The organism is Scandinavium lactucae, from assembly GCF_033843265.1.
GTDB lineage: Bacteria > Pseudomonadota > Gammaproteobacteria > Enterobacterales > Enterobacteriaceae > Scandinavium > Scandinavium lactucae.
The window spans coordinates 948,829-966,394 of sequence record NZ_JAWXRD010000040.1 but is presented as its reverse complement, the minus strand read 5'-3'; the positions used below and the strand labels follow the sequence as shown (position 1 = coordinate 966,394).

Sequence of the window (17,566 nt, the reverse complement as noted above, 5' to 3'; positions counted from 1 at the left end):
TCAACGACAGAAGACAAACATTCGGGATTTTTATGAAGCTAAAGGGAAAACGCAAAAAAGGTTACCTGATTCTGGCGGTGTTGGTGCTGCTGGGCGGGGTCTGGTTATGGCGGACGCTGAACGCGCCGTTACCGAGTTATCAGACGCTGATTGTCCGTAAAAGCGATCTGCAACAGAGCGTGCTGGCGACCGGGAAACTCGATGCTCTGCGTAAGGTTGACGTCGGGGCGCAGGTCAGCGGCCAGTTGAAAACGCTGTCAGTGGCGATTGGCGATAAGGTGAAAAAAGACCAGTTGTTAGGGGTTATCGATCCTGAACAGGCGCAAAACCAGATTAAAGAAGTGGAAGCCACGCTGATGGAGCTGCGCGCTCAGCGCTTACAGGCACTGGCGGAGCGTAAGCTCGCGCAGGTGACCTATGCCCGTAATCTGCAACTGGCAAAAACCCAGCTGATTTCGCGGCAGGATCTCGATACCACCGCCACCGACGTGGCGGTAAAAGACGCGCAGATTGGCACCATTGATGCGCAGATCAAGCGCAATCAGGCGACGCTCGACACCGCCAAAACCAATCTCGATTACACCCGCATTCTGGCCCCGATGGCCGGGGAAGTGACGCAAATTACCACTCTGCAAGGCCAGACGGTGATTGCCGCGCAGCAGGCACCAAACATTCTGACCCTGGCCGACCTCAGCACCATGCTGGTGAAAGCGCAGGTGTCTGAGGCCGACGTTATTCATCTTAAACCGGGGCAGAAAGCCTGGTTCACCGTGTTGGGCGATCCGCTCACCCGCTACGAAGGCACCCTGAAAGACATTCTGCCGACCCCGGAGAAGGTCAACGATGCCATTTTTTACTATGCCCGTTTTGAAGTGCCTAACCCGCGAGGCGTGCTGCGCCTGGAAATGACGGCTCAGGTGCATATTCAACTTTCCGGAGTCAACAACGTGCTGACCATCCCACTCTCGTCCCTCGGCGATGCGGTTGGCGATAATCGTTACAACGTGCGCCTGCTGCGTAACGGTGAGGTGAAAGAGCGCGAAGTGACCATCGGTACGCGCAACGACACCGACGTTGAAGTGGTGAAAGGGCTTGCAGAGGGCGATGAAGTGATTACCGGCGAGGGCAAACCCGGAGCGGCGAAATGACGGCGCTGCTTGAGCTGAGCGATATTCGGCGAAGCTATCCGTCCGGGGAGCAGAGCGTGGAGGTGCTGAAGGGTATTACGCTCAGCATCAATGCCGGGGAAATGGTGGCGATCGTCGGGGCATCCGGCTCCGGGAAATCGACGCTGATGAACATTCTCGGCTGTCTTGATAAACCGACCAGCGGCACCTACCGCGTGGCGGGAACCGATGTGGCGACACTGAACGGTGATGCGCTGGCCCGTCTGCGTCGGGAGCACTTTGGCTTTATCTTCCAGCGCTACCATCTGCTGTCGCATTTGACCGCCGCGCAAAACGTGGAAGTGCCAGCGGTGTATGCGGGCACCGAGCGCAAGCGTCGTCTGGAACGTGCGCAGCAATTGTTGCAGCGTCTCGGCTTGGGCGATCGCGTGGAGTATCAGCCGTCGCAACTTTCCGGCGGCCAGCAGCAACGGGTGAGTATCGCCCGGGCGCTAATGAACGGCGGACAGGTCATTCTGGCCGATGAACCGACCGGGGCGCTGGATACCCATTCCGGTGAGGAAGTGATGGCTATCCTGCATCAGCTGAAATCGCAGGGTCATACGGTAATTATTGTGACCCACGATCCGGCGGTGGCGGCGCAGGCCGAGCGGATTATCGAAATTCGCGATGGCGAAATTATCAGTAATCCCCCGCCGAAAATGGCCGTGGCGGGGGAAGCGAAGATCGCGGCGGCGGTGGAAATCACCGGCTGGCGGCAGTTTGTCAGCGGTTTTCGGGAAGCACTAACCATGGCGTGGCTGGCAATGGCCGCCAATAAAATGCGCACCCTGTTAACCATGCTCGGGATCATCATCGGCATTACCTCGGTGGTGTCGATCGTGGTGGTCGGTGATGCCGCCAAACAGATGGTGCTGGCGGATATCCGTGCGATTGGCACCAACACTATCGACGTCTATCCCGGTAAAGATTTTGGCGATGACGACCCACAGTATCAGCAGGCACTGAAATATGACGATTTGCTGGCTATCCAAAAACAGCCGTGGGTGCGTTCAGCGACGCCCGCCATCTCAAAAAGCCTGCGTTTGCGAGTGGGTAATACCGATGTGTCGGCAAGCGTTGAAGGCGTAGGCGCGCAGTACTTTAACGTCTACGGCATGACCTTTAGCGAAGGGAATACTTTCAATGAAGTGCAGCTTAACGGCCGGGCGCAGGTGGTGGTGCTCGACAGCAATACCCGTCGTCAGCTGTTCCCTAACAAAGCCAACGTGGTCGGTGAAATTTTGCTGGTGGGCAACACGCCCGCGACGGTGATTGGCGTGGCGGATGAGAAACAATCGATGTTTGGCAGCAGCAAAATTCTGCGCGTCTGGCTGCCGTATACCACCATGGCCGGGCGGGTAATGGGTCAGTCGTGGCTGAACTCAATCACGGTGCGGGTCAACGAAGGCTATGACAGCGCCCTTGCGGATCAACAGCTGACCCGACTACTGAGTTTGCGTCACGGGAAGAAGGATTTCTTCACCTGGAATATGGACAGCATCTTGAAAACCGCCGAGCGGACCACACATACACTACAGTTGTTCTTAACGCTGGTGGCGATTATCTCGCTGGTGGTCGGGGGCATTGGGGTGATGAATATCATGCTGGTGTCGGTCACCGAACGGACCCGGGAAATCGGTATTCGGATGGCAGTAGGGGCGCGTGCCAGCGATGTGCTGCAACAGTTTTTGATTGAAGCGGTGCTGGTGTGCCTGGTGGGCGGGGCGTTGGGTGTCAGCCTTTCGCTAATTATCGCCTTCACCTTACAACTGTTCTTGCCGGACTGGGGGATTGGTTTTTCCCCGTTGGCGCTGGTGATGGCGTTCATCTGTTCAACGCTGACCGGGGTGCTGTTCGGCTGGTTACCGGCGCGGAATGCGGCCCGGCTTGACCCGGTCGATGCGTTGGCGCGTGAATAAAAGACAGAAAAATGCCAGTCGTCAGGACTGGCATTTTGGTACACAATAAAGCGTAAGCGTTACGCAACTGCGGCGGCTTCAGCCTCGACAGGAACAATCACGCTAGCGTGGTTGCCTTTGGGTCCCTGATGGACATCAAACCGAACGGGCTGTCCGGCTTTTAACGTTCTGTAGCCATCCATCTGGATGGTGGAGTAATGCGCGAAGATATCTTCGCCGCCGCCTTCAGGGCAGATGAAGCCGAACCCTTTAGCATTGTTGAACCACTTAACAGTACCCATTTCCATACATCGACATCCTTCGAGAATCTTTATAATCAGATGGAAAGAACCGGTGGTGAAATCGGCGGGCTGTTCAAAACCTCGCCAACTCTCGCTTGTACAATTTAGATAAATCAGGCAACGCGTCAAGCGACAGTTAGCGAAGTTCGGTGAAAAATGCGCCAAAATTTGAAGCAGTTAACGCTATTGCAAGGAATGTGACGAAAGTCGCGAATAGCAGGAATGGCGAATGGCAGTAATAGAGGATAGTTATCTACGCTTTACTGTAGATTCATTAGAACTCGCTCTGGGAAGCCGACGGGATGTTTTCCGCCGGAGCGGCAACCGAAGATGAACACTGACAATGGGTAAGACGCGAGATTGGCTGGATTTTGACCAGCTTGCAGAAGACAAAGTGCGCGACGCGCTTCAGCCGCCGTCGATGTATAAAGTGATTTTGCTCAATGATGATTACACGCCGATGGAGTTTGTTATTGACGTGTTACAGAAATTCTTTTCTTATGATGTAGAACGTGCAACGCAACTGATGCTCGCCGTTCACTATCAGGGGAAAGCGATTTGCGGGGTGTTTACCGCGGAAGTCGCCGAAACCAAAGTTGCGATGGTGAACCTGTACGCCAAGGAGAACGAGCATCCGTTGTTGTGTACGCTGGAACAGGCCTGATTTCAGGCATTCAAATTGGGGGAGGTGCCTATGCTCAATCAAGAACTGGAACTCAGTTTAAACATGGCTTTCGCCAGAGCGCGCGAGCACCGTCATGAGTTTATGACCGTCGAGCATCTGTTGCTGGCTCTGCTCAGCAACCCATCTGCCCGCGAAGCGCTGGAAGCCTGCTCCGTGGATCTGGTGGCGCTGCGTCAGGAACTCGAAGCCTTCATCGAACAGACCACGCCGGTTCTGCCTGCCAGCGAAGAAGAGCGCGACACTCAGCCGACGCTCAGCTTCCAGCGCGTATTACAGCGTGCCGTATTCCACGTTCAATCGTCTGGTCGCAGTGAAGTCACCGGGGCCAATGTGCTGGTGGCCATTTTCAGCGAGCAGGAATCCCAGGCAGCCTATCTGCTGCGTAAGCACGAAGTCAGCCGTCTCGATGTGGTGAACTTCATCTCCCACGGCACGCGTAAAGACGAGCCGAGCCAGTCTTCCGATTCCGGAAGCCAACCGAACACTGAAGAGCAAGCAGGCGGGGAGGATCGTATGGAAAACTTCACCACCAATCTGAATCAGCTTGCTCGCGTAGGCGGCATCGATCCGCTGATCGGTCGCGATAAAGAGCTGGAACGCGCCATTCAGGTCCTGTGCCGTCGTCGTAAAAATAACCCGTTGCTGGTCGGTGAGTCCGGCGTCGGTAAAACCGCGATTGCGGAAGGTCTCGCCTGGCGTATCGTGCAGGGTGACGTGCCGGAAGTAATCGCTGATTGCACCCTTTACTCGCTGGATATTGGTTCGCTGTTAGCGGGCACCAAATATCGCGGTGATTTTGAAAAACGCTTCAAAGCGCTGCTCAAACAGCTGGAGCAGGATACCAACAGCATCCTGTTTATCGACGAGATCCACACCATTATTGGGGCGGGTGCGGCGTCGGGCGGCCAGGTGGATGCGGCAAACCTGATTAAACCGCTGCTGTCCAGCGGCAAAATTCGGGTGATCGGTTCCACGACCTATCAGGAATTCAGCAATATTTTCGAAAAAGACCGCGCCCTCGCGCGTCGCTTCCAGAAAATTGATATTACTGAGCCGTCGGTGGAAGAGACCGTGCAGATTATCAACGGGCTGAAGCCGAAGTACGAAGCGCACCACGACGTGCGTTACACCGCTAAAGCGGTACGTGCGGCGGTGGAGCTAGCGGTGAAATACATAAATGACCGTCATCTGCCGGATAAAGCGATAGACGTGATTGATGAAGCGGGCGCGCGGGCACGTCTGATGCCCATCAGCAAACGCAAGAAAACAATCAACGTTGCGGACATTGAAACCGTGGTGGCGCGCATTGCGCGTATCCCGGAGAAAAGCGTCTCGCAGAGCGACAGGGACACCCTGAAAAATCTCGGCGACCGCCTGAAAATGCTGGTCTTTGGTCAGGATAAAGCCATCGAGGCTTTAACCGAAGCCATCAAGATGAGCCGGGCTGGTCTGGGTCAGGATCATAAGCCGGTCGGTTCCTTCCTGTTCGCCGGGCCAACCGGGGTCGGGAAAACCGAAGTCACGGTGCAACTGTCGAAAGCGCTCGGTATTGAGCTGTTGCGTTTCGATATGTCTGAGTACATGGAGCGCCACACCGTCAGTCGTCTGATTGGTGCGCCTCCGGGCTACGTGGGCTTTGATCAGGGCGGTCTGCTGACCGATGCGGTAATTAAACATCCGCACGCGGTACTGCTGCTGGATGAAATCGAGAAAGCGCACCCGGACGTCTTCAACCTGCTGTTGCAGGTGATGGACAACGGCACGCTGACCGATAACAACGGCCGCAAGGCAGACTTCCGTAACGTGGTGCTGGTGATGACTACCAACGCCGGGGTGCGTGAAACTGAGCGTAAATCCATCGGCCTGATCCACCAGGATAACAGCACCGATGCGATGGAAGAGATTAAAAAAATCTTCACGCCGGAATTCCGTAACCGTCTGGACAACATCATATGGTTCGATCACTTGTCGACCGAGGTTATTCATCAGGTTGTCGATAAGTTCATCGTCGAACTGCAGGTGCAGTTGGATCAGAAAGGTGTGTCGCTGGAGGTCAGTCAGGAAGCCCGCAACTGGCTGGCAGAGAAAGGCTACGACCGTGCGATGGGGGCGCGTCCAATGGTGCGCGTCATTCAGGACAACCTGAAAAAACCGCTCGCCAACGAACTGCTGTTTGGTTCACTGGTCGACGGCGGTCAGGTGACCGTCGCGCTCGATGCCGAAGCCAATGCGCTGACCTATGACTTCCAGGCGGCGCAGAAGCGCAAAGCGGAAGCGGCACATTAAGCCTCGAACCCGGCAGCGCTTGCGTGCCGGGCCTACGATCAGGTTATGAAACCGAACCGGGCGAAAGCCCGGTTTTTTTATGTCTTAAGATTTTGTAGGCCTGATAAGCGCCAGCGCCATCAGGCAAGATAAGATGTCACGACGGTTTCAGAGGCCGGTTTACCGGCCTCTGAAATATTGAGGTTTTAGAAGCTAATTTTTACCCCTGCAACGGCCTGCAAGTAATCCACGCCTTCATCTTCAAGTCGGTGCTGATACTGAACGCCGGTGTTCAGGGACACATTTGGGGTCGGGTTATTGATGATTCCCAAATCGATCATCGCCGAGCTTCCCGCTACACCGCTACGGAAACTGTTGCTGACGTTGCTGTAGCTGTCTCCAATTTTGAGTGTCATATCATCACTAAAATCTTTGATTAATAATGTGTTAGCCGTTATAGCCCATTTCCCGGCATTTGCTGTATTCCAGTCATAGCGGTAACGCATGCCCAGTCGCGCTGTCGGGCGGGTCATATCATCGTAATGTACTGAAGTGTTATCAATGTCAGTAAAATCATCTACTTTAAGGTACTGGATACCCATACCGGCGGTTGGTGTCAGTTGATGATTACCGAGGTTGAATTGATACCCGATATCAACTGAGCCGCTGTAAGAGGTAGCATTGATATCTGCAACTTCACTGCCACGCAGGTCGGTAGAAACATTGCCGTCATAGATGGCAACGTCTGACGCAAGATCTACGATTAACCCGCTCTTATTTTTATAAGACAACAGGGAGGATAAGCCCCAGGCCGTATATTCCGTTTTGCTATTGCCATCTGCAGCATCGGGTGTGACCTCCAGATTGGCACTTGAGAGACCAAGATTCAGCGCCAGAGAGTGAGTATCATCCTCCAGATGCATAACCTTTCCGCCAAACAACCAGCCTTCCTCTTTTTGTTTATAGTCATAACCATAATTCATAAAGCCGAGGGTGGAATGATAGTTGTCTTCCCCGTTGAGATACTGGAAGAAGATGCTCAGCTTATTGTCATCTTGCGCTAACGCCAGGTTACGGAACGTTTCACTTACCCGACTGTTAAAACTCAGCAAGGCAGAAGGTAAAGACAAGTAGGAAGGCACCTGCGGCGTGACTGCCGGTCGTGCATTTTTCCCACTATCATCATCATCCGGCGTTGGCATCGGCGGTACAGGAATGTCATCGCCGTCATCCGGGGCTGGATCGGGAACCGGTGTATCATCGCCGTCATCCGGGGCTGGATCGGGAACCGGCGTGTCATCGCCACCATCGGGTGTTGGGTCGGGAACCGGCGTGTCATCGTCATCATCGGGTGTTGGGTCAGGCACTGGCGTATTGTCAATCGGTACGGTGTTATCCCCTTCGGTCAGCATATTATTTTGCAGACGATAATCCCAGAACTGGTCGCCATCGCCTGTCACTGCACGCTGCTCTTCAGCGCTGCGACCCGGTGCGAAAGCATACAGGCTGTAGGCATACGCGCCACGTGCAACATATTCTCCGGCCAGCTTAAAGCTGTCTTTTGTGGCCTGACCCGCTACCTGAATCAGTGAAATCCCTTCCTGATTATCCGCCGCTCCGTCATTATCCGCATCCGTGAAGTACCCGACGCCTGACGGCATGACCTGCACACTGATTGGATTACTGGAAACGACATCGCCATTGATAAGCAACCTGTCTGTTTGTGCAGAGTCCGGCTCGAAATGTGTCCGTAAGCTAAGCAGGTTATTGTTGCCAGCGGACAGCGAGCCGTTAACGGTTTGTGTTGCTGGCGCAAAGACGTCGTTCTCGCCTTCCGTTGGCCAGTAAGGCAGCAACTGCACATCATCCTTGAGGATGAGATTCTTGAGGGTGCTGTTACCCGCCAACACGGTGTTTTGTTCCATAATGAGGGGCGAGATAAGCGATCCGTTGAGGATCAGCGCTCCGCTGTAAATATGCGTAGAGCCGGTGAAGGTATTATCACTATTGATATACAACGCACCCGGAGCCATTTTTTTCAATGTTCCGTTACCGGACATGACCGCATCAATGACCACATCATTCGTGCCGTCAGTGCTGCTGGTTTTACTTTCGGCCTGATCAACGGAAATTATACTCCCGGCGGTGAGCTCAACCTGACCGCTTAAATGTGACTTGCTGTTCAGCATCAAGTTTGCTTGCTTATCGAGCTTCACATTGGCATTCAGGGTGGCATGCTCTTTCAGTCGTAAGGTGGCAAAGCTTGCGACATCAAGCTGGTTGATGTTGTAGGTTTCATCAATCCAGTCATCAGTGAAAACGGTATTCCCGGCATGAGGCGTTGGGCGTCCAGACAGTCTAAGAATGCCGTTTTGTACGGAAAGCTGATTCAGATCGGCCCCACCGGCCAGTTCCCAGACGCCCGCAGTAGAATCAGGGGTGTAGTCAACGTTTAAATTGGCGGCTGTTTCCTGACTACCGAGATGACCAACAAATGTCTGGTTGCCAGTGTTATTTAATGTCAGCGTGCTGAGCTGGTCTGGATTGCTGTTAATAATCGCCGCACCAGAATCACTGTGATTAATGGCGCTGAAAGCCATATCATAGCCATTCAAATCCAGGTTGCCGCCGCGATAACCAAAGTAAATATCACTACTATCAATCTGGTTTTCACCGCCTATCTGCACGGTCGGGCGGCCGCTGACAATAGTGATTTTGGAAAAGGCGTGTTGCTCACCAGCCTCATTGGCCTGCTGGGCTAAAACCACCGTCCCGTCACCGACGTTCAGCGCCCCGCCATTATTGCCCACTGCATTGACGTACAGCGTACCTTGACCGATTTTATGCAGCGTGTCTCCGGCTAAGCCATTGACTTCCCAGTCGACGGTTTTACCCGTATCCACTTCAATACCACCGCCAACCCAGGTGCTGTCGGCTCCCTCGGCAGATACGACGCGATAATCGTTGGAAAACTGTAGTTTTGCCGCACCGTGATTGACCGCGTTGTCGAGCACGATCAGACCACCGTCACCGGCAAAGCGTAGGTCTTTGGAGGTATTAAGTTCATCAGCCGTGGCCTGAGAAGGCAATTCGGTATCAACGCCGTGCCACTGCCAGCTATTTTCGCCCTGTGTAATATTGGCTGCCGACCAGTGAATATCCCCATCGGCGGCAACATCGGTCACATCCGGATCGGTATTATCAGAGATAATGCCCTTGAGGAAATTGAGCTGCATATCCAGCGTATAACTGGTGTATTCGTATCCTGTCTTTCCTGTGCCTCCCCATGGAGAAACACCATAGATTTTCCACTCTTTTTCAACGTTATCGTAAACATAGAGAGGGCTTCCGCTGTCGCCGGCTTGTATCGCTGAACTGAATGGCTGAGCACGTGCATCAGGCGGCCCGTAGTTTGTCCACCGTAAACGCGATGGTTCAAAGGTGGGATTGACCATAGTGCCACCGCTTTTCCATTCGTATGCGCCAGTAATATAAACGGGTTTTTTAGTTATCGGATCAACCTGATACTGCGTTCCCGATCCGGCTCTCGCGAAATAAACGTAACGTTCTCGGTTATTACGTACCTCCTGAGTATCAACCATTGGCATTGGGGCTGCTTCAGTAACCACTTTATTCAGGCGAGGGACATGAAAGTCTTTGTTCCATTGCTCATAAGCGGGATGAACATTACGGCTAATTAATTTATAGGTGGTTCTGTATTTAGCGTGATTACCGAAATCAACAGTGCTATATCCGGTATTATGAGCAACGCTGGCAACATAAGAGGGTGAAATTAGTGTAGCAAAGCCCAGGCTATTAATTGCGCCAAAATCTGGCATTGGGAAATTAAGAATGCCAGCCGACGTGCCATCCATCTTAAAAACTTCGATGTTTTCTTCACCGACCCCATACTTGCCAAGGTTCTCAGCAAAGTCACGATAGTCCTGCACCGAAACATCTTCTCGCATAATTCCTGCGTCGGCATCAAATAGTGCCAATGCAATTAAGCTACTCAGTAGCCTTGGCTTCCATTTCATTTATTCTTCCTTGCATATTGAATATTTAATTTTGGAAAATAGTTAATAATGCTAACAGGGGGGGCGGTGTGCAACAATGGACAATGACATGGCTATAAATGGAAACGCGTGAAATAGGGGGGGTAATGGCGGTGTTAAACGTAAATAAAACAGCCTTCTAATGAGGTAATACATTTAACTTAAATGTATTATTAGAGATGCTTAATTCACGTTTGTTATGAACAGGGTCCATGCTTTTGCACAGACCTCATTTTCAGTTGCTATTAAAAAGCGATAGCCACATCCAGCTGGCCAGAAACGCCATCGCTGTGCGTATCTGCGGTCAGATAGTTCACGCGTGTGCCGACCGTGACGTTGCGGTAACTCGCGCTCAGTTGTAACCCAGCCTTATACAGATTGTTACTGCCAAATGCAGACGTTTGATCCACACCGAAGCCATACAACGTGCCGTGGCTGGCGGTGGTGTCGTCATTCAACACCCGTTCATATCCCAGCGTTATACCTGGCATCAGCGTCCAGTTACCTGCGGTTTGGGGTTGAATATTGATGCCGAGATCGGCGGTCAGGCTGGTCTGCGTTTCGTTGACGCCCGCCATATCTAGCGCCAACTCGCTGCCGCTTTCTTGAAAACCGTCGATATTGAGGTGACTGACCTGTACCCCGAGTGCTGGCGTTAAAGAAAGGGTGGCAGCGTTGGTCAGCCAGCCAACGGAAGCCCGTCCGCTGAAGTACTGCCCATTAGAATCGCCGCTGGCGGTCCCTAAGACGCCGTTCAGATGGCGCTCACTCTGGTAGTCGATATATCCCGCACTGCCCTGTAAGCCCAACCAGGGACCGCTATCGAGGGTCTCCAGCGCATACCGCCCGCCAAGGCTGAGCGCAGTGGTGTTGGTCTTCACCTCACCCCCAGCGGAGGAGACGGCACCATGACTGTAGGCTAAGCCGCCATTGATTGCGCCGCGATCGTTCACACGGTAGGTGACGCCGACCATCGCGCCATTGGTGTGTTCGCTGCTGGCGCTAGCCTGGGCGCTGCTGTCAGTACCGAGATAGCTGGATAGGCCCTGTAACCACACCCGTGACTGCTCATTTTGCATCCCTTGTCCGGAAATGACCGGGGCGAGAGCATCATATAAACGAGACGGCTGACGCAGCAAATAGCTTGCCGCATCAGCATGAACCTGGCCGCCAACCTGCTTTTCGACCCCGGCGAGTGACCCGGTATCGATAGCATTCTGCAGATAATAGTTATAGGCGGTGTAGCGACCAGACAGCGCCGAATCCTGCAACGCATTCAACAACCCAGCCCCTTCGGCCGCATTTCCGCTGAAGGCGGTTTGTCCCGGTAAACTCAGATAGCGCACCATTTTTCCACGCAGCACATAAAGCGTGGCTTGATCGAGACCGAGACCTTGTTTCAGGTAGTTATCCATCGAACCATAGCTGGCAACAACTTGATCCAGGCCCGCCTGCAACCAGTTGGCGCGAACGCCCATCAGGGCTCCGTAGGTATCACGCATCGAGGCGGGCAGCGTGGAAAGGGTGGCATTGATCCGTGGGGCAGTGTAGGCGTTAGTCGCCAGATAATTGGCCATGATGTCATCCTGGCTTACCCCGGCAATGGTCTGTAAGACGGCGCTGACCCAGCCTGTCCTGTCTTTTCCCGCCGTGCAGTGGAACAGGGTAGCCTCATCGGCGCTGGCAAGTTCACGGAAGACCTCACCCAACCCTTGACGGGTATAGTCGCTCGTGACGAAGCTCCGTTCGCCGCTTTCCATCATGGTATCGACATCGCCTACCGTCATTTTGCTGAGATCAATAACGAAAGCCCCGTTGCTGCCAATCAAATCGACATTCACATATCGACTGTTAGCCGGGAGCGAATCCTGTTGGGATGCCACCTCAGTCGGTGAACGTAAATCGATAACCGTAGTCACCTTGAGCGTGTTCAGTACCGCCAGGTCGTCACCTTGAGGCGTCAGGGCATTGGAACGGTAAAAGACCCCCGCGCGCATAACGCCATCATGGTCAGTACGATAAGCGCTGGTTAACCCGGCGACATCACGGAAGTTATCAATGCCTGCCAGACGCGGGGTTGAGAGTGACAGGTCATCCGCCTGTGCGACGCAGCAAACCAGGCTAATAAGCAGAGCCAGAGGTTGAACAGAAGATTTCAAAACGATACTCCTTGCCATCAATGATGAATATGGCGCGAAGTATAAGAAGTGATTGTTAAATTTTTATTTCTGTTTTATTAATGTGAACGTGAAATAAATTAAATAAGAACAATGAGTTATGGTTTCGCTTGTTAACTTTACAGCGGGGCTTGTTCTCATATTAAGGTTCACTTAAGTCTGAGGGGACGAGTACGTACGAGCGGAAATGAAAAAGGCCAGGAACTATCCCGGCCTTTCAGCATACTGCTAGCCTTGCGGCATGAGGTCAATCAGCGACTACGGAAGACAATGCGGCCTTTGCTCAGGTCGTACGGGGTCAGCTCAACAGTCACTTTGTCGCCCGTCAGAATGCGGATGTAGTTTTTACGCATTTTACCGGAGATATGCGCAGTTACCACGTGACCGTTTTCCAGTTCTACGCGGAACATAGTGTTAGGTAACGTTTCGAGAACGGTACCCTGCATTTCAATATTGTCTTCTTTGGCCATCTAGTCCTCGGGGGGTATCACTACCATTGTTTTGAACCGGCAAGATAATGCCGAAATTCAGCAATTAAGTAAAGATTTACCCGTCACCTTTCGGCCTAATGCCGTTGTGCAGGGTAAAAAAGAGATCGTTTTTGCGCATTACCCGTCTGTCACACATGAGTACCGTATGACGAGCGCAAACGTATTGAGGGATATTCCTGAAACGATGGCGGGGCAGCAGGCAGAAACGACTTCAGGCGCAATTATATCACCCTGACAAAAAATGTGCCGAAAACATTTACACTTGAGGTGAAAAGAGCGTGCGCGGCACCCAGAAATGCCCGGGCAGCGGCTGCGCTCGCAGCTCAGCAAGGTAATCCAGGTATTCACGGCGGGGAATTTCGATGGCACCCAGCGATGCAGTGTGGTTGTTCAGCACCTGGCAATCCATCAGTTTGCCACCCTGGCTGGCGAAAGCCTGGGTGAAAACCAGCAATGCGCTTTTCGAGGCATTGACTGCCCGGCTGAACATCGACTCGCCACAGAACAGCGCACCTTGCGCCACGCCGTACATGCCACCCACCAGTTCGCTCCCGAGCCACACTTCGACCGAATGCGCATGGCCCAGTTCGTGTAAACGGTGATATGCCTGCACGATACTCTCCGTTATCCAGGTGCCTTCTTCACGGTCGTCGGCGCAGCCTTCTATCACCTGGCCGAAGGCATGGTTGAGCGTAATGCGATAGGGTGACGATTTATGAAAACGTTTCATGCTGCGGCTGAGGTGAAAATCAGCGGGCCATAGCACGGCGCGCGGGTCCGGTGACCACCATAAAATAGGGTCACCGGGAGAGAACCAGGGAAAGATACCGCGTTGATAGGCCATCAGCAGGCGCGCTGGGCTGAGATCGCCCCCGAGCGCGAGCAGACCGTTAGGCTCGCGCAGGGCACCTTCCGGCGATGGAAAGGTTATGGAATGACGTGACAACTGGACCAGCCGCATACTTCACAACTCCACGCCTGATAATGATCAATAGTAGTTTAGATACGCTGTCGGAACTGGTAATAACGACCCTGTTGCGCCAGCAATTCTGCGTGATTACCTTGCTCAATAATGTGTCCGTTGTCCATCACAATTATTTTCTCAAAACGGGCCAGGCCGCGCAGGCGATGGGTGACCATTAGCACGGTTTTATCGCGCATCACATCTGCCAATAAATCAAGGATTTGGCTTTCGGTGGTGGCATCCAGGCCTTCGGTCGGTTCGTCGAGTAACATCAGCGGCGCATCGTGGAGCAGGGCGCGGGCAATTGCCAGACGACGTAGCTCACCGCCAGAGAGTTGCCGACCACCTTCGCCGAGCCAGCTGTTGAGCCCGCTGTCGTCGAGGAGTTTATCCAGCCCGGTGCGTGTGAGAACGGTTGTCAGCTCGTCATCCGTTGCGCCCGGGGCTGCCAGCAGCAGATTGTCGCGCAGCGTGGCGCTGAACAGGTGAACGCGCTGCGGAACCACGCTCATGCTGCGGCGCAGCGTTATTTCATCGAGGGCGGCAATCGGCTGCTGATTTAACAGCAGTTCGCCCTGCTGCGGATCCCACGCGCGGGTCAGTAGCTGGAGCAGTGTCGATTTGCCGCAGCCGGTCCGGCCAAGAATAGCAATATGTTCTCCGGCGTTGACCTGTAAATGGATATTCGCCAGGGCAGGCTGTGTCTGCTGCGGGTAGCTGAAGCTGACGTTGTTGAGGGTCAAACTCATCTGTCCTGGTACTTCAGCGGCGGTCTGTGGGAAGTCCACCTCAGGCTTCTGCTCGGTCAGTTCGGTAATACGCGCGGCGGAGGCCATTACCTGCCCAAGATGCTGGAATGCAGCAGTGACAGGGGCCAGCGCCTCAAAGGCGGCAAGTGCACAGAAGACAAACAGTGCAATCAGCGGGCCTGGCTGGCTGTTATCGCCCACGCCACCGGCAGCCATCCACAGCATCACGATAACGGCAGCTGAACCCATCAGTAGCATCAGCGCCTGGGACAGTGCGCTCAGCTCCGACTGGCGACGCTGGGCCTCATGCCAGCTGAGTTCGGTCTGCTCCATTTGCTCACGATAGCGCGTGCTGGCCCCGAATATGCTCAGCTCGGCCTGGCCGTGCAGCCACGAGGTCAGCTGCTGGCGATATTCGCCGCGAAGCTGGGTCAGGCTTTCACCGGTCGGCTTCCCGGCGCGATAAAACAGCGGCGGCAAGGCGACCAGCGTCAGCAGCATAATTCCGCCAAGCGTCAACGCCAGCGTAATGTCGAGGAAACTCAGACCAAAGGTGACTACGGCGATCACCACCAGGGCGCTGACCAACGGCGAAATCACGCGTAAATATAAATGATCGAGGGTATCGACATCGGCGACGACGCGGTTGAGCAAATCGCCCTGACGAAAACGAGCCAACCCGGCCGGGGAGAGCGGCATTAGCTTGCTGAAGGTAAACACCCGCAGATGCTGGAGCACGCGGAACGTCGCGTCGTGGCTGACCAGACGTTCGAAATAGCGCCCGGCGGTACGGACGATGGCGGCACCCCGCACACCCGCGGCGGGCAGCATGTAGTTAAAGGTGTAAGCGCCAGCAAAACCGACGGCGGCAGACGCCGACAGGAACCAGCCCGACAGGGTAATCAGGCCGATACTCGCCAGCAGGGTGACAATCGCCAGGATAACGCCAAGGGACAACAGCCATTTGTGACGCTTATACAGCGCCAGGTAGGGGGCTAACACGCGCATTTAAATCTCCTCCTGACGGTGAGCGAGCAGGCGGGCAAAATGCCCCTGTGCCGTGGCAAGTTCAGCAAACTGACCCTGTTCAACGATCTGACCCTGATGCATCACCCATACCGCATCCCACTGAGTGAGATTTTCCAACTGATGAGTGACCATTAAGGTGGTCTGATTCGCGGAAGCCTCGGTCAGCGCCTGCATCACGCGCTGTTCACTGTGTGCATCGAGGCTGGCGGCAGGTTCATCCAGTAACAATAAGCGGCAAGGAGAGAGCAGGGCACGCGCCACGGCCACGCGCTGGGCCTGACCGACCGACAACCGACTGGCCTGATCGCCAACCGGGGTGTTAATGCCTTGTGGAAGCTGGCTGACAAACTCGTTGACCCATGCGCGCTCCAGGGCGTGATGAAGCTGTGCCTCGCTGGCCTGTGGATTGGCCAGTAGCACATTGTCACGCAGCGTATGCGCCGGGAGCTGCGGGTTTTGCCCCACCCAGCTTAACAGGCACCGCCATGTGTCGGGATCGAGGTCACTGAGCTCGATGCCGTTCACCTTCAACGAACCCTCATAAGGTAGAAAACCGGCCAGGGTATTGAGCAGCGAGCTCTTCCCCGAGCCACTCTGACCGACCAGCACTACGCGCTCCCCGGCGGCAAGACTAAAGCTCATCGGTCCGGCGAGGACCTTACCTTCTGGCGACGTAATGATCAGGTCTTGCGCCTCCAGACTGACTGACAGGCTGTCATCCGGCTTGATACTGCCACGCTGCGGCTGAGCCAGAGGTGCTTCAAGAAAAGTCTTCAGGCTGTCGGCGGCACCCACGGCCTGCGCCTTAGCGTGATAAAACGTGCCGAGATCGCGTAGCGGCTGGAAAAATTCCGGGGCCAGGATCAGCGCCAGAAAACCCGAGAACAGCGTCACGCCGGTGCCGTAGCTGCCGAAATTCAGCTGCCCAAGGTAGGAAAAGCCGAAGTACACCGCGACGACTGCAATTGACAGTGAGGTGAAAAATTCCAGAACGCCGGAAGAGAGAAACGCAAGTCGCAGAACTTCCATCGTACGCTGGCGAAAATTCTCGGAGGCCCGACGAATATTGTCCGTTTCCGCGGCACCTCGACCAAAAATACGCAAGGTATCCATGCCCCGCAGCCGGTCGAGGAAGTGACCGCTCAGACGTGCCAGGGCAAGAAAGTTACGACGGTTCGCGTCGGCAGCCCCCATGCCGACCAGTGCCATAAACATCGGGATCAGCGGGGCGGTGCACAGCAGAATTAACGCCGCGGTCCAGTTAGACGGGAAGATAGCCAGCACGATAAGCAACGGAACCGATGCGGCCAATGCCATCTGTGGCAGATAGCGGGCATAGTAGTCGTGCATATCGTCGATTTGTTCAAGGATGAGCGTCGCCCAACTTCCGGCAGGCTTGCCCTGGATCCAGGCAGGCCCGGCCTGTTGCAATCGGTCGAGCACGATTTTGCGAATTTCGTAGCGAATATGTTGCCCGGCATGAAAACCGACACGCTCTCGCAGCCACACCACCCAGGCACGCAAAATAAACACCAACACCAGCACCACAAATGGCATCAGCAGCGCTTCCCGGGGAATGTTCTCCATGATCATATGGTGGAGAATTCGGGCCAGAATATACGCCTGGGCGATAATCAGCACTCCGCTGACCGCCCCGAGCAGACGGGAAAGCATCAGCCAGCGACGGGATATAACGCTTTGCTGTTTTAACCAGCGGGTAAGCTCTTGTTGACGGGTTTTATTCATGGCGTGCTTAGCAGGTGTCTTATTAGGAATCATTAG

Annotated in this window: 11 protein-coding genes; 4 read left to right on the top strand and 7 right to left on the bottom strand. The window is 54.3% G+C overall.

Annotated elements, in window-relative coordinates; all coding sequences use genetic code 11:
• The first annotated feature begins 32 nt into the window (after positions 1 to 32).
• Together macA and macB are read left to right on the top strand one after the other, a co-directional pair.
• Complete coding sequence (gene macA, locus SIK69_RS22360) at positions 33 to 1,148, top strand: macrolide transporter subunit MacA (protein WP_319787147.1); 1,116 nt, start codon at positions 33 to 35, stop codon at positions 1,146 to 1,148.
• Positions 1,145 to 3,088, top strand: coding sequence for a macrolide ABC transporter ATP-binding protein/permease MacB (gene macB, locus SIK69_RS22355; RefSeq protein WP_319629805.1), 1,944 nt, complete (start codon positions 1,145 to 1,147; stop codon positions 3,086 to 3,088). Before macA ends, macB begins: the two co-directional genes overlap by 4 nt.
• Positions 3,089 to 3,147: 59 nt before the next feature.
• Here macB and cspD read toward each other — a convergent pair whose 3' ends face one another.
• Positions 3,148 to 3,375 (bottom strand): cold shock-like protein CspD, encoded by a 228-nt coding sequence (gene cspD, locus SIK69_RS22350; protein ID WP_319629806.1) that lies wholly within the window; start codon positions 3,373 to 3,375, stop codon positions 3,148 to 3,150.
• A gap of 337 nt (positions 3,376 to 3,712) precedes the next feature.
• Between cspD and clpS the strand changes: the two genes are divergently transcribed.
• Both clpS and clpA read left to right on the top strand, forming a co-directional pair.
• Positions 3,713 to 4,033, top strand: a complete 321-nt coding sequence (gene clpS / locus SIK69_RS22345) for an ATP-dependent Clp protease adapter ClpS (RefSeq protein WP_319629807.1) — start codon at positions 3,713 to 3,715, stop codon at positions 4,031 to 4,033.
• A 30-nt stretch (positions 4,034 to 4,063) separates the two neighbouring features.
• Positions 4,064 to 6,340, top strand: a complete 2,277-nt coding sequence (gene clpA / locus SIK69_RS22340) for an ATP-dependent Clp protease ATP-binding subunit ClpA (RefSeq protein ID WP_319629808.1) — start codon at positions 4,064 to 4,066, stop codon at positions 6,338 to 6,340.
• A 185-nt stretch (positions 6,341 to 6,525) separates the two neighbouring features.
• On the opposite strand, the gene SIK69_RS22335 is transcribed toward clpA, so the two are convergent.
• The 6 genes from SIK69_RS22335 to cydD form a co-directional block, all read right to left on the bottom strand.
• The gene (locus tag SIK69_RS22335; protein ID WP_319787146.1) at positions 6,526 to 10,356 is read right to left on the bottom strand and encodes a S6 family peptidase; all 3,831 of its coding nucleotides are present in this window, start codon (positions 10,354 to 10,356) and stop codon (positions 6,526 to 6,528) included.
• Positions 10,357 to 10,619: 263 nt separating this feature from the next.
• A complete protein-coding gene (locus SIK69_RS22330; RefSeq protein WP_319787145.1) occupies positions 10,620 to 12,533 on the bottom strand; it encodes a tyrosine-protein phosphatase in 1,914 nt (637 codons plus the stop codon).
• A gap of 269 nt (positions 12,534 to 12,802) precedes the next feature.
• Positions 12,803 to 13,021, bottom strand: coding sequence for a translation initiation factor IF-1 (gene infA, locus SIK69_RS22325; RefSeq protein WP_001040187.1), 219 nt, complete (start codon positions 13,019 to 13,021; stop codon positions 12,803 to 12,805).
• 277 nt (positions 13,022 to 13,298) lie between these two features.
• Positions 13,299 to 14,003 (bottom strand): leucyl/phenylalanyl-tRNA--protein transferase, encoded by a 705-nt coding sequence (aat, locus tag SIK69_RS22320; RefSeq protein WP_319629811.1) that lies wholly within the window; start codon positions 14,001 to 14,003, stop codon positions 13,299 to 13,301.
• 38 nt (positions 14,004 to 14,041) lie between these two features.
• Positions 14,042 to 15,763, bottom strand: coding sequence for a heme ABC transporter ATP-binding protein/permease CydC (gene cydC / locus SIK69_RS22315; protein WP_319629812.1), 1,722 nt, complete (start codon positions 15,761 to 15,763; stop codon positions 14,042 to 14,044).
• On the bottom strand, positions 15,764 to 17,530 hold the full coding sequence (gene cydD / locus SIK69_RS22310) for a heme ABC transporter permease/ATP-binding protein CydD (protein ID WP_319629813.1): 1,767 nt from the start codon (positions 17,528 to 17,530) through the stop codon (positions 15,764 to 15,766). It lies immediately after the preceding gene.
• Between the last annotated feature and the right edge of the window lie 36 nt (positions 17,531 to 17,566).